Source organism: Pseudomonas sp. W15Feb9B (assembly GCF_000828175.1).
Classification (GTDB): domain Bacteria; phylum Pseudomonadota; class Gammaproteobacteria; order Pseudomonadales; family Pseudomonadaceae; genus Aquipseudomonas; species Aquipseudomonas parakoreensis.
This window is the reverse complement of record NZ_JTKF01000005.1, coordinates 145,355-158,475: the sequence shown is the minus strand read 5'-3', so window position 1 is coordinate 158,475 and position 13,121 is coordinate 145,355. Positions and strand designations below refer to the sequence as shown.

The window sequence follows — 13,121 nt, the reverse complement described above, 5'->3', positions numbered from 1 at the left end:
CCAGAAGTCAGAGCGAAGCTTTCACCTGCAAGCCAAACACCAACGCATTGTCGATGTCCTGCCCGGAAAAGACCCCCGGCTCGATGATGTATTGCAGGTTCGGGCGCAGTGTCAGCCAAGGCGTGGCCTGGTAGCCGTAGCCGAGTTCGATCAACTGCTCGCCACTGTCCAGGTTCGGGAACTGCGTGCCGTTGGCCATGGCGGCGTCCTGCTGCACGTCGCGGCTACGCGGGTTAGGCACGGCGCGGCCGTAGCCCAGAGCGACGGTGTCACGCGGGCGACCTTCGAACGGTTTGTACAGCACCAGACCGGTGCCATACCACTTGCTGAATGGCGAAGCCGCCTCGCTGGCTGCCGAGTATTGGCCGAACGCATGCAGGCTGCGGCCCTCGGACGATTGCGAACTCCACACCGCCTGATCAATCAGCAGGTAATGCCCGCCACGCCCGGAGACTTCTTTGTCGCTGCCGATGCGTTTCACGTCCGAGCTGTCGTAGTAGTAACCGAGCTTGTATTCGCCAGGCAATTGGCCCGCGTGCTTGTACACCAGTTCGATCGGCACCACGGTGCCGGTGGTGTGTTTCGGGCCCAGGTGCCAGGCGCGGCTGGAGTTGCCGTTGCTTTCCGGATCGACGTTGAACGCGGCCACGCGCAGTTGCCACGATGGGGACAAGTCGTACTTCACCCGCACGCCCAGGTGCGCGTTGGGGTAGTTGGTCCAGCCACTGCCGCCGGACATGTTCAGCGGATGGCCGCAGAAACCGGCGTTCATGAAGTTGCACAGAATGCCGCTGTCCAGACCACCGAGGTCGTTGCCCATGGCCATGTAGCCGAGTTTTACGTTGAGCGCCGGGGTGAACAGACTGCGCTCGTAGCTCAGTTCGGTCAGGCGGGTGTAGAGGCCGCCGTAGTTTTCCTGGATCGGCAGACGGTTGCCAACCAGGTCTTCGGAGGCGCTGTTGCCGCGGCGGTCGTTGATGGTCAACTGGACCTTGCCGGCGTTCTCCACGCCATACAACTTGCTCAGATCAAACTGGGCGCCGAGCTTGATGTTCTGCGAGTAACGGCCGGAGCGATGCAGGCCGCCATCGGCGTTGTAAGCCATTTCGCCGGTGTAATCGCCGGTGAACTTGATCCCGTCCTGGTCCATCTGGTGGCGCAGGCCACCCCAGTCACCGGTCAGGGTATTGCGGGTCAACAGGTTCGAATCGGTATCGGCGAAGGCGGGCAGGGTGGTGCAGGTCAGGCCCAACAGCACGCCGTTGACCCAGCCGTTACGAGTAAAACCAAACATGGAGATCTTCCTGCTCAAAGCGGTAGCGATATCGGAAAGCGGCGCGGCACCCTCAGGTGCCGCGCGCAAAAAGAAAGCGCCCGTGTTCAACACGGGCACTGCGGTTTACGGCAAGGCGTAAGCCATCACGTAGTCGCCGCGATCGGTCGACTGACGCGCGCCGCCAGCGGTGACAACGATGTACTGCTTTCCGGTTTTCGGCGAAACGTAGGTCATCGGACCGCCCTGGCTGCCGACCGGCAGACGCGCTTTCCAGATTTCCTCACCGTTGCCGCTGTTGAAGGCGCGCAGGTAGAAGTCCTGAGTACCAGCGATGAAGATCAGGCCACCTTGGGTCGACAGGGTGCCGCCCAGGGTTGGCAGGCCGATCTTGATCGGCAGGTGCATGCGGATGCCCAGCGGACCGGTGTCTTCAACGGTGCCGACCGGAACCTGCCAGGCGACTTTCTGGGTCTTCATGTCGATCGCGGTCAGGGTGCCGAACGGTGGAGCCTGGCAAGGAATGCCGGCCACCGACAGGAAGCGGTTTTTGTTCACCGCATACGGCGTGCCTTTGAGCGGTACCGCGCCCATGCCGGTGTTCAACGCTTCGCCACCGGACGAGGCTTGAGCCTTGTTCTGCGACGGAATCATCTGGATCCACAGACCCAGGCGCATGTCGTTGACGAAGATGAAACCGTGGACCGGGTCAGTGGAGAGGCTGCCCCAGTTCATACCGCCCAGCGAACCCGGGAAGCTCAGCGATTTGTCGGTACCCGGCGCGGTGTACAGGCCGTCGTAACGCATCGATTTGAAATCGATCCGGCACAGCAACTGGTCGTACGGGGTGGCGCCCCACATGTCCGACTCAGTCAGGTGCTGGGCACCGATCTGCGGCATGCCCACCGATTTCGGCTGGGTTGGCGAGTACGGTTCGTTCGGGATGTTCGCGGCTTTGACCGGGACTTCTTTAACGTCGGTCAACGGCTTGCCGGTGGCGCGGTCGAGCACGTAGATCTGCCCGGCCTTGGTGCCGATGACCAGCGCCGGAACGGTTTTGCCGTCCTTGGTGAAGTCGATCAGGCTCGGCTGCATCGGCAGGTCGAAGTCCCAGAGATCGTTGTGCACGGTCTGGAACACCCAGCGTTCATCACCGGTGGTGGCGTCCAGCGCGAGCACCGAGGCGCCGTAGGTGTGATCGAGTTTGCTGCGCTCGACACCATAGATGTCGGTGGACGAGCTGCCCATCGGCAAGAACACGGTGTTGGTCGCCGGGTCGTAGGACATCGGCGCCCAGCTGTTCGGCGTGCTGCGCACATACGTGCTGCCATCGGCCGGGGCCTTTTTATCCTGCGGGTTGCCCGGGTCGAACGCCCAGCGCATGGCGCCGGTAATCACATCAAAACCACGGATCACGCCACCCGGCATGTCGGTTTGCACGTTGTCGGCCACACGACCGCCGACCACCACGGTGGTACCGGCCATCAGCGGAGCGGAGGAGAGCTGATAGTAGCTGTCCGGCACATCGCCCAGACCGGCCTTCAGATCAACCTGACCGTTGTTACCGAAACCCTGGCAGAACTCGCCGGTGTCGGCATCGACCGCGATCAGGCGAGCGTCGATGGTGTTGGTCAGCAGACGGCGCTGGCAATTGGCGGCAGGCGCCGGTTTGGCTTCGATGATGCTCGAATTGCTTGGCTGAGCGATGGCCTTGGTGGCATCGAAATAGGCCATGCCACGGCAACGCTGCCAGACTTTCGATTTGGCGTTGATCGCGTTCTTCCACAGCTCTTTGCCGGTGTCGGCATCCAGCGCAATCAGGTTGTTGTGCGGGGTGCAGATGAACACCTTGTTGCCGATCTGCAGCGGGGTGAGCTGGTCTTCGGCACCGTTGCCATCGCTCTCGGCGACGTCACCGGTGTGGTAGGTCCACGCCACTTTCAGTTTGTCGACGTTGTTGCGGTTGATCTGGTCCAGCGCAGCAAAGCGGCTGCCGCCTTCGGTATTACCGTAATGCGCCCAGTCTTTTTGCGCCTTGTCTGGCTCAACCGGCGTCAGGCCCGGGCCCGTGCCGGTGGCAGCGACAGTCGGATGCGCGACGAACATGTTGCCGGCAGCCACCGCCAGCCCCACGGCCAGGACAGCGGCAACGCCGTAAGCGCCACGCCCCGGCACGCCACCGTTGGCACGCTTGAGCAGCGGGTAAACCAGCGCCACCACCAGGCCTACGGCGCTGAACATGAACAGGCGCGAGAACACCGGCCAGAACACCAGCCCGGCATCGCTCACCGCCCAGATCGCGGTCCCGACCAGAAATGCCGCGAACAGCCAGGCGCCAGCCGTCTTGAAGCGAGCGATCAGCAGACCGGAAACGGCCATCACCAGACCGCCCACGAGGAAGTACCACGACCCTCCCAGGCTGACCAGCTTCACTCCGCCAGCCGCAAGTGCCAGGCCGAGCAGGGCGATGATCACCCCCAGCCCGACCAGAATGAATTTTGATATGCCCGAGAGGCCTTGACTCTGCTTCACGTTGAATGTCCCGTTGAGATGAGGCGTGCATTATATAGTTAGGTAACTACCTAGTTAAATCACTAATTCAGAATGAAGCATAGAACAACGCCGCTACGCAGGTTTGCGGGCAGGCGTGAGCGCTCACGGGACCGGCAAGGGCTGGTGGAGCGTGAGGCAAAGTCGCAATTACGTCTGGTTAAATGGGATTTTTGACAGGTGTCAATCATCAGGGGGGAGAGTGAGTCGATAAACGCCGATTCGACGTGCCAGGCATCAACCGACGTACGGCTGCTGCCGTTTCGACTCACGAGAACGAATGCTCAGAAAGGCCAACACGCCGGGCAGACACTGAGATCAGTGGGCGCGCAATACTGTAAAAATGACGTCAGACGTCCTTGAATTCCTCTACGAGCAGCTCCGCAAATTTTTCTTTTGCTCGATGAGGTCCACTGTTTTTATTCCATATAAAATAATTCTGTATTGGGTGCAGGTCGTCAAATACATGGCCGCTTATGTCACCGATCCTGCGAAACTGTTCAAAAACGCCTCTGGGCACTAACGAAACACCCGCTCTTGAGCTGACACACCCAAGAATGGTTCCATAACTGGCAATGCTAGTTATGGGGCTAACAACACCATGCGCTTGCAGCCAGTTTTCCAGCGCCTTTCTATAAGGACAGCCTTCAGGCCACATGAATATATCCGTGCCACTCAAGTCCTGCGGATTATGCACGTGCCCCGCAGCTGAAGAGGCAATCAATACCAGTTCTTCCATGTAGATTTCGATACTTTCAATATCAGGATGATCCTGATTGACAGCAATGATGGCACCGTCGAGTTTATGATCAACCACATCATTCAATAACTGCGACCAGTCACCGGTGCTGAACTGCATTTGCACAGACGGATAGAGTTGATGAAACTTTGAGAGCAACTTGGGCAGTCTGCCGGTGGCCGATGACTCTATTGCCCCGATCTTCAAGAGTCCTGATGGCGCCGCCGCAGGATCGAGCGCTCTTTGTGATTCCTGGCATAAAGACAGGATTTTGTTTGCATACCCAAGAAACAATCTACCGGAAGGGCTGATAACAAGCCCTCGACCTTTCCTGATAAACAAAGATACCCCAAGTTCTTTTTCCAGAAGTTTGATTCTGTTGGTAATGTTGGACGGCACACAGTGCAGTAATTCAGAGGCGCGAATGATACTTCCGTGATCCGCTACAGTCTTGAACATAGTAAGTTGAGAAAGCTCCATGCCATTGCTCACTTATAATGAAGGGTTTGATCATTATAAGTCACTTGTCGAAACCCTTCAAGTCACATATTGTTTAAAGCCTGATCTGATTGTGGAAGTTTAAATCAGCGGATTAACTCGGCATATCTTTAGGGAGAAGGATAAGCTCATGAACTCAACCATGTTGCAGAGTCGCGTTGACGCATTTAATAGTTACAGATCCATGCAAGAGTTTGGTGAAGCTTTTATAGACGCTCTGCCAAAGCACATCAGGAATTTGAAAATACCTGGTCGAGTGATATTGCAGAATCAGCGCAGACAGCCCGTATTGGCAAACGTCACGCATATCCCTGACATTCAGGATGCCATGCTGGAAGTGCTTAATCATCCCATTACCCAGGATGCCCAGCGCCATGCCGAGAACGCATTTGAAGCGTTTCTTGAAAAGGCCGCAATGGATTCGGCTGTTCTGAAATTCTTTAATGGATGGAATGAAACACATAAAACCACCAGCTTGGTCTCTGCAAAAATAATTATGCGACTCTCAGCAGACGCACTATCCGTATCTGCTGAAAGACACATCGAATATCTGAATGTCATGGCACACATGCATGAAGTTGCGAAAGACGACTTCGGGCTCGGGCACCCTGGGCATGATGGCATGTTCGAATACATGACTTCAGCTTTTAACGCGACTGCCTGGATTGAAAATCAACACAAAGTTCGAGAATGCAATGAATTCTCAGATTTTCTTTACAGTACTGGAATCTCAGAACACAAATCAGCTCTGAATTCGATAGAGCACAAGAGTTCAATCATGGATGCCATGATGGTTTCTATCGCTTCAGAACTTTGGAATGGTCGTGAATATAATTTCATCGCTCAGTACATTGAAGCAAAGTTGCTTGAAGTCAATCCTCTGCTAAAAACAGATATTCAAGCTCTACGTAACGCTAAAGGTTATGTGATGGGGCACTCAGGCGAAGTCGAAAACAAACATGGTCTTCATGCGTTGGCGGCCGCGCAAGCGTACGGCCGAGCGATGGATATACCTTTCAAGCTCGGTCGCATGAAAGGCATCATGCTCAACTATAACGAGCGCGTAGGAAGAGCTTTCGAGGCCATGCATCGATATTTTACTGCGGAAAATTAACCTGGAGAATGTTGTGATACTTTGCGGAGAACTTCAGTCCCGAAAGGATCTCCTGAATGGATTTTGAACAAGCGTTGTTCGCTTTAGGCTTTTTTGCATTCTGTGGTGGTTTGATAGATGCAGCGGTAGGTGGTGGCGGGCTTGTACAGCTGCCAGCACTTTTGCATGCGCTTCCTCAATATAGTTTGGCAACCGTATTTGGAACCAATAAGCTGGCAGTTCTTGCGGGCAATCTTTCTTCGATATACAGCTATACCAAAAGAATAAAAATTGTCTGGAAACTGATGTTGCCCACCATGCTGTCGGCATTCGTTTTTGCGTTCATTGGCGCGTTTTCAGTGTCAATCGTTCCCAAAAAAATCATGGAGTTCGTTGTTTTTTTTGTTTTGATAGCGATGGCGATCTATACGTTCGCGGAAAAAAGATTAGGCCTGATCAGCACTGAATTTCATTGCGGAACAAAGGAAATTGCGTGGGGCATTTTTTTTGGTGGCTTGATTGGTTTTTATGACGGCGTCTTCGGTCCGGGTAGCGGCAGCCTTCTGCTATTCATTTTCGTCAAATATTTTGGCTTTGATTTTTTAAATGCCTCCGCCTCCGCAAAGCTGGTGAATCTGGGCACGTTCTGCGCCGCGCTCATGTTTTTTGTACCAACGGGAAATGTTCTGTGGGCGGTAGGTGGCGTCGTAGCACTGTGCAATATTGCCGGCTCGCTGACTGGCGTTTTTCTGGCACTGCGGTATGGCAGTGGCTTTATTCGGATCTTTTTCCTGATTCTGCTGGTTTTCCTGATTGGCAGAATGGGGCTGTCTCTATTTTCATAGATGAAATCCAACCCCTTCAGCGCTCCAATGAACGTTGGCTGTTGCGCTTGATCACCCACGGTTATTGCGCAGAATCGAGAAATTCAACGCCGCTGCCACACACAACCAGGCCAGATAAGGAAACAGGATCAGCCCGGTGATCACATCCAGGCGCAACGCCATAAACACCATCACCGCAACCACCAGCCACAACACCAACAGAATCACCATGGCGGCCAACACCTGATGCGCGCCGAAGAACACCGGCGTCCACAGTGTGTTCAAGGCGATCTGCGCGGCCCACAGTGCCAACACGGTCTGACTGCCGGGAATCAGGCTCAAGCGATAACCGGCCCAGGCCAGCAATAGATAGATAATCGTCCAGGCCACCGGAAACGCCCAATTGGGTGGGGTAAATCCGGGTTTATTCAGTCCTTCGTACCATGACCCGGGTTTGAAAATCACCCCGGTACTCGCTGCAGCACCGCACGCGATCAGGAAAATCAGAAACGTCACCATTTATTACTCCTTGGCCGCAGCCACTCTCTCTGGGATTACAGCGCCGCAACGGTCGCTCATTCGGATTTCATCGCCAGCAGGTCGCTGACCCGCGCCACCAGCGTGTCGACGGCGAAAGGCTTGGTCAGCACCTGCATGTCCGGGCCAAGCTGACCGGCACCAATCACCGCGTTTTCCGCGTACCCGGTAATGAACAGGGTCTTCAGGTTCTGGCGGATTTCCCGGCCGGCATCGGCCAGTTGCCGACCGTTCATGCCACCCGGCAAGCCGACGTCGGTGATCAGCAAGTCGATGTGAATGTCCGAGCGCAACATCTTCAGCCCGACCACGCTGTCAGCAGCCTCTATCAAGGTGTAGCCGAGATCGCCGAGCACGTCAGTCAGCAGCGCACGCACCGTAGGCTCGTCGTCCACCACCAGAATGGTCTCGCCTGCCTTGGGCACGGCGGCCGGCGCGTTGTCCTTGTGATCCTGATTCGGCAGCGGTTCGCCATGATAGCGAGGCAGATAAATGCACATTTCTGTGCCCCGGCCGACCTGCGAATGCACGCGCACCTGGCCGCCGGATTGCTTGGCGAAACCATAGATCATCGACAGTCCCAGCCCCGTGCCCTGGCCCAGCGGTTTGGTGGTGAAGAACGGGTCGAAGGCCTTGGCGATGACATCGGCGGTCATGCCGGTGCCGGTATCGGTCACGCACAGGCACAGGTATTCGCCCTCTGGCATGTCCAGGGTGCGCGCGGTCTCGCCGTCCAGCGTGCGGTTGGCGGTTTCGATGGTGATGCGCCCACCGTCCGGCATCGCATCGCGCGCGTTGATGCACAGGTTGAGCAGAGCATTCTCCAACTGACTGGCATCCACCAGCGTTGGCCAAAGCCCCGGCGCGGCGCGGGTTTCCAGGACGATGCTGGGGCCAACCGTACGCTGGATCAGTTCGGTCATGCCGGTCATCAGCGTGTTGACGTCGGTTGGGCGCGGATCGAGGGTCTGGCGTCGGGAGAACGCCAGCAGCCGGTGGGTCAGGGCGGCCGCACGCTTGACCGCGCCCTGGGCGGTCATCATGTATTTGTCGACTTCGTTCAGCCGTCCCTGGCTGATGCGTGCGCCCATCAACTCCAGTGCGCCGGAAATGCCGGCCAACAGATTATTGAAGTCATGCGCCAGGCCCCCGGTCAGTTGGCCGACGGCTTCCATTTTCTGTGACTGACGCAGTTTCTCTTCGGCTTGCATCAACTCTGCAGTGCGCGATGAAACGCGTTGCTCCAACGTATCGTTGAGCGCGCGCAATGCAGCAATGGCGCGGTCGCGCTCCGCTTCGACATTGCGTCGCTCCTCGACATCGATCAGTACACCGGGAAAGCGCAGCGGCGTTCCATCGTCTGCACACTCAACCCGGCCGTTGGCCTCGATCCACTGGTACTTGCCGTCCGTGCGACGCACGCGGTACTGATGGGAGTAGGCGCCACCGCGGCCGATGGCTTCGTTGATCGCGCTGGTCAGTCCATCGCGGTCTTCGGGATGCACGGTCACCATCACTTGTTCGAGGCTGAGCCCTTCGCGGCCCAGCGCCGGGTCGAGGTCAAACACCCGGGCGAATGCTTCGTCCACGGCGAAACGATCGGTGAGCAGATCCCAGTGCCAGGTGCCGATAATGGCCCCCGCGGCGAGCGCCAGTTGCACACGCTCGACGTTCTCCCGCGCGATGGCCTCACTGGCTCGCAAACGCTCCTCGGCGTCACGCCGCTGGGTGACGTCGTTGAACAGAATGGCGATCTGCCGGTCGGCCGGATCGCCGACACGCACGGCGCGCACGTCGAACCAGCGCTCGAAGGTGTTGGCGTAATTCTCGAAGTTCGCCGGTTCCCCGGTCTTGGCCACATGGCCGTAGGTTTCAAACCAGAAGCTTTCCAGATTGGGCGCGAACTCGGTCACCCATTTGCCGCGCAGGTTGACGCCGCACTGGTGTTCGAACGCCGGATTGGCTTCGACAAAGTAGTAATCGACCGGCTTATCGTCAGCGTCGAACTTGACCTTGACGATGGCAAACGCCGATTCGATGGTTTCCAGAATGGTGATGAAGCGAGCCTCGCTGCGGGCGAGGGCGTCCCGACTGGCTTGCAGCTGCGCCGCCATGTCGCGCTCGAGGTCAACGTCCTGTGTGTCGACCTGAGTGCTTTGAAGCGCCGCACGCAATCGCCTGACTTCTGACTCGAGCGCTTCGCGACTAAGGTGTTCAAGGGTATCCATGTGACCTGCTTTGTTGAATGTTCAGGGGCTGGCTGCATAGAGCGCGTAAGCACAACACGGGCAGTGTCATTGCGCTCTCAGGGGACTCGAGCGCCGATCATCCGTTGACCGGGCGCGTTGTGCTTAAGTTTCACCGCCGGCGCAAGCGAGCGCTGATTTCAGATCGATTCGCCGTTATCCAGACGCGCCAACAGGTTCTGCCCGCGTTGCCACAGCGCCTCCAGCTTGGCTGACGGCATGCGGTCGAGGTTCTTGTACATCATCGCCATGCGCTGATTGCCGCGCAGCTGTTCACCGTGGCGCATCAGAAAATGCCAGTACAACGCATTGAACGGGCAGGCATTGTCCGCCGTACTTTCGCTGACCTTGTAGGCGCAGCCGCGGCAGTAGTCAGACATGCGATTGATGTATTGGCCACTGGCGCAATAGGGTTTGGAACCGAGGTAACCGCCGTCGGCATGCATGACCATGCCCAACGTGTTGGGCAGTTCGACCCAGTCGAAGGCGTCCATGTAAATCGCCAGGTACCACTCACAGATCTGGCTCGGCGCAATGCCAGCGAGCAGGGCGAAATTGCCGGTGACCATCAGCCGCTGAATGTGGTGCGCGTAGGCATGCTGCAGACTCTGGCCGATGGCCTGGCGCATGCAGTTCATCTGCGTGGCACCGGTCCAGTAGAACTCCGGCAGTGCACGGCTGTTGCCGAAGGCGTTGCCCAGTGCGTAGTCCGGCATTTTCAGCCAGTACACGCCGCGCACGTATTCCCGCCAGCCGATCAGTTGCCGAATGAAACCTTCGGCCGCATTCAGGGCAATCCTGCCGGCCCAATAGGCCGACTCGACGTCGCTGCACAACCGCCGCAAATCCAGCAGGCCGATATTGAGCGCGGCGCTGATGCGTGCATGAAACAGGAACGGCTCGTCACTGGCCATGGCGTCCTGATAGTCACCGAAACCCGCCAGGCCATAATCCAGAAAATAGTCCCACAGCGCCTGCGCGTCGGCATGGGTGACCGGGTAGTTGAAATCATCGAGTGCACCGTAGTGCTGACTGAAGCGCGCCAGCACCAGATCCAGCACCTCGCCGGTGATGGCGTCGTTACTGAAACGGATCGGGTAGGGGGCTTTCACACCTTTGGGCAGGGACTTGCGATTCTCGGCATCGAAGTTCCAAGCACCGCCCACCGGCGTGCCATCGCCATTGAGCAGCAAGCGACTCTTGCGGCGCATCTCGCGATAAAAGAACTCCATGCGCAACTGTTTTTTCCCCGCAGCCCAGGCGGCGAACTCGGCGCGACTGCACAAAAAACGCGAATCGGCGTGCCAACAAACGAGCAGGCCACAATCCTTGATCGATTGTTCCAGGCGCCAGTCACCGCACTCGGTGACGTGTACTTGCTCGACCTGCAAGCGCTGTTGCCAGCGGCGTAATTCCCCCGGCACCGAACCGCTGTTGTGCGGATCATCCAGCGTCACATATTCGACACGAATGCCCTGGTCTCGCAACGACTGGGCGAAATGGCGCATGGCGCTGAAGATCAGAGCAATCTTTTGCGGATGGTGCGGTACATGGCTAGCTTCTTCCATGACCTCGACCAGCAGCACGGTGTCGCGCTCGCTGTCGAGCGTCTGCAAGGAGGCCAGATCGAACGACAACTGATCGCCCAGCACCAGGCACAACCGACGATTCGGGTTCATTCAGTGCGGTCCGGCAGGATTCGTTTCATAACGGCGTGGCCATCGAAAACGGAATGCGCAGCTCTTCGACCGGCCCGGTATCGCGGCCACACATTTCGTCGTGCACGCATTGCTGCACCAGCACGCACGGGAATGCCGGCACGGTCTGCAGCAAGTCACGCAGATGGGTGATTGAACGCAGGTGCATGGGTTTGGCCGCGTCGTCGAGCAAGGTGAACTGACCGTGATCCAGGCGAACCCGGGCCAGATAAAAACCACCTTCAAGCGACAGCAACTCCAGCTCACGAATTTCGCTGTTGGCCGCGCGTTCGGTCAGGGTTTGCAGATTCATGCTTCACTCCTTGCCTACCAGGGCAGGCGTTGTCCATCGTAGGCAAAGAACTGGCCGCTGTCGGCCGGCGTCAATTGGTCAATCAGGTTCAGTAGCTGTTCAGCGGCAACGTCCGCAGGGCGGGCGCTGGATGCCCCGCGAAAAGGTTGCGACAACCCCGACACGACAGTGCCCGGGTGCAGACTCAGCAAGCGGCTTTGCGGGCGGGTGCGGGCCAGTTCGATCGCTGCGGTCTTGATCAGCATGTTCAGCGCCGCCTTGGAGGCGCGATAGGCGTACCAGCCGCCCAATCGGTTGTCGCCGATGCTTCCAACCTTGGCCGAGAGCATCGCCATCGCCCCTTGGGGATCAAGCAACGGCAGAAAATGCCGCAACACCATCGCCGGCCCCAGCGTGTTCACTTGAAACACGGCTTGCAGCGCATCGGCCTCGATCGCGCTGTAGCTCTTTTCCGGCTTGATCCGCTCACGATGCAGCAGGCCGGCAGCGTGCACGATCAACTGATAGGGCGCTTGCGCGGCCAGTTCGGCGGCGGCGCTGGCGATCGATTGCGGCTGCTCCAGATCCAGCGCCGGAACGGTATGGCGCCCCAGCTCACGAACGCCGGCACAGCGCGGGTCCTGACTGAGCTGCTGGCAAAATGCGCTACCGATAGCGCCACTGGCGCCAATCACCAGTGCGCGATAACCATCGCCCAGGGAGGCCATGCTGAACGGGCTGTTCATTGATTTTCTCCCGCGCTCTGGCGACGGAAGAACAAGGTCACCTGACCGACTTCAAAACCGAGTTTGGACATGCGGGTGCGATTGATCAGCGTGTCCTCGTCCATCTGGTACATCCAGTCGTCCATGCTCATTTCATAGGTCGAGCCATCAACCGGCAGGTTCAGGCGATACCGCCAGTGCAGCGCATTGCCGGCCACCTGACCTGTGGCGACGCCCACTACATCACCTGCGCGCCCGCTCCAGCGTCCCTGGCCGTCGGGCGTCAGGGTCCAGACGCGGCGTTGGCGCGTACCGTCGCTGTACAGGAAGCGCTCATCAAGAATCAGGTTGTCACCTTCACGATGGCTGACGATGTTGACCTCGAAGCGCTTGACCACTTCCCCGGAACGCTTTTGAAACATCCCCCAGGCTTTCACCGGCTGGCTGAAAAAGCGCTGCAGATCCAACGCCGGTTGCTGATCGGCGTAGCGACTGACATCCACGCTGCCGCAGCTCGCAACGCCGAGTATCAGAGCCAGCAAGAGCACAATTCGGGTCATTGACGTTCTCCCTGAAGGCACAGGCAGGAGGGTGAAATTGGAAAGATCATGCTTGTACAGCCTACTTTCGCTGTACAGGTTTATCGT

At 57.9% G+C, this 13,121-nt stretch carries 12 protein-coding genes; 3 read left to right on the top strand and 9 right to left on the bottom strand.

Going from position 1 to position 13,121, the window contains the following annotated elements:
• Positions 1-7: 7 nt before the first annotated feature.
• A complete protein-coding gene (locus OC71_RS03010) occupies positions 8-1,294 on the bottom strand; it encodes a carbohydrate porin (protein WP_041063970.1) in 1,287 nt (428 codons plus the stop codon).
• Here OC71_RS03010 and OC71_RS28455 point away from each other — a divergent pair.
• Entirely contained in the window at positions 1,293-1,415 is a 123-nt protein-coding gene (locus tag OC71_RS28455; RefSeq protein WP_256198910.1) for a hypothetical protein, read from the top strand. The two genes, OC71_RS03010 and OC71_RS28455, sit on opposite strands and share 2 nt — an antisense overlap.
• Here the strand turns inward: OC71_RS28455 and OC71_RS03005 are convergent.
• Both OC71_RS03005 and OC71_RS03000 read right to left on the bottom strand, forming a co-directional pair.
• Complete coding sequence (locus tag OC71_RS03005) at positions 1,400-3,805, bottom strand: glucose/quinate/shikimate family membrane-bound PQQ-dependent dehydrogenase (RefSeq protein WP_041063968.1); 2,406 nt, start codon at positions 3,803-3,805, stop codon at positions 1,400-1,402. The two genes, OC71_RS28455 and OC71_RS03005, sit on opposite strands and share 16 nt — an antisense overlap.
• 367 nt (positions 3,806-4,172) lie before the next feature.
• The gene (locus tag OC71_RS03000) at positions 4,173-5,042 is read right to left on the bottom strand and encodes a LysR family transcriptional regulator (RefSeq protein WP_041063966.1); all 870 of its coding nucleotides are present in this window, start codon (positions 5,040-5,042) and stop codon (positions 4,173-4,175) included.
• Between the two features lie 148 nt (positions 5,043-5,190).
• Here OC71_RS03000 and OC71_RS02995 point away from each other — a divergent pair, with 148 nt between their 5' ends.
• Both OC71_RS02995 and OC71_RS02990 read left to right on the top strand, forming a co-directional pair.
• A complete protein-coding gene (locus OC71_RS02995) occupies positions 5,191-6,174 on the top strand; it encodes a hypothetical protein (RefSeq protein ID WP_041063964.1) in 984 nt (327 codons plus the stop codon).
• A 56-nt stretch (positions 6,175-6,230) separates the two neighbouring features.
• The gene (locus OC71_RS02990) at positions 6,231-6,998 is read left to right on the top strand and encodes a TSUP family transporter (protein ID WP_041063962.1); all 768 of its coding nucleotides are present in this window, start codon (positions 6,231-6,233) and stop codon (positions 6,996-6,998) included.
• A gap of 51 nt (positions 6,999-7,049) precedes the next feature.
• On the opposite strand, the gene OC71_RS02985 is transcribed toward OC71_RS02990, so the two are convergent.
• From OC71_RS02985 to OC71_RS02960, 6 genes are all read right to left on the bottom strand, one after another.
• Positions 7,050-7,493, bottom strand: coding sequence for a TspO/MBR family protein (locus OC71_RS02985; protein ID WP_041064643.1), 444 nt, complete (start codon positions 7,491-7,493; stop codon positions 7,050-7,052).
• A gap of 59 nt (positions 7,494-7,552) precedes the next feature.
• Positions 7,553-9,742, bottom strand: a complete 2,190-nt coding sequence (locus OC71_RS02980) for an ATP-binding protein (protein ID WP_041063960.1) — start codon at positions 9,740-9,742, stop codon at positions 7,553-7,555.
• A 158-nt stretch (positions 9,743-9,900) separates the two neighbouring features.
• Positions 9,901-11,439 carry a cryptochrome/photolyase family protein gene (locus tag OC71_RS02975; RefSeq protein ID WP_041063958.1) on the bottom strand — a complete coding sequence of 513 codons (1,539 nt, stop codon included), beginning with the start codon at positions 11,437-11,439 and terminating at the stop codon, positions 9,901-9,903.
• A 25-nt stretch (positions 11,440-11,464) separates the two neighbouring features.
• Positions 11,465-11,770, bottom strand: coding sequence for a DUF6482 family protein (locus OC71_RS02970; protein ID WP_041063956.1), 306 nt, complete (start codon positions 11,768-11,770; stop codon positions 11,465-11,467).
• Between the two features lie 14 nt (positions 11,771-11,784).
• Positions 11,785-12,495 carry an SDR family NAD(P)-dependent oxidoreductase gene (locus tag OC71_RS02965; RefSeq protein WP_041063954.1) on the bottom strand — a complete coding sequence of 237 codons (711 nt, stop codon included), beginning with the start codon at positions 12,493-12,495 and terminating at the stop codon, positions 11,785-11,787.
• Positions 12,492-13,034 (bottom strand): DUF3833 domain-containing protein, encoded by a 543-nt coding sequence (locus tag OC71_RS02960; protein ID WP_041063952.1) that lies wholly within the window; start codon positions 13,032-13,034, stop codon positions 12,492-12,494. Before OC71_RS02960 ends, OC71_RS02965 begins: the two co-directional genes overlap by 4 nt.
• Positions 13,035-13,121: the final 87 nt, after the last annotated feature.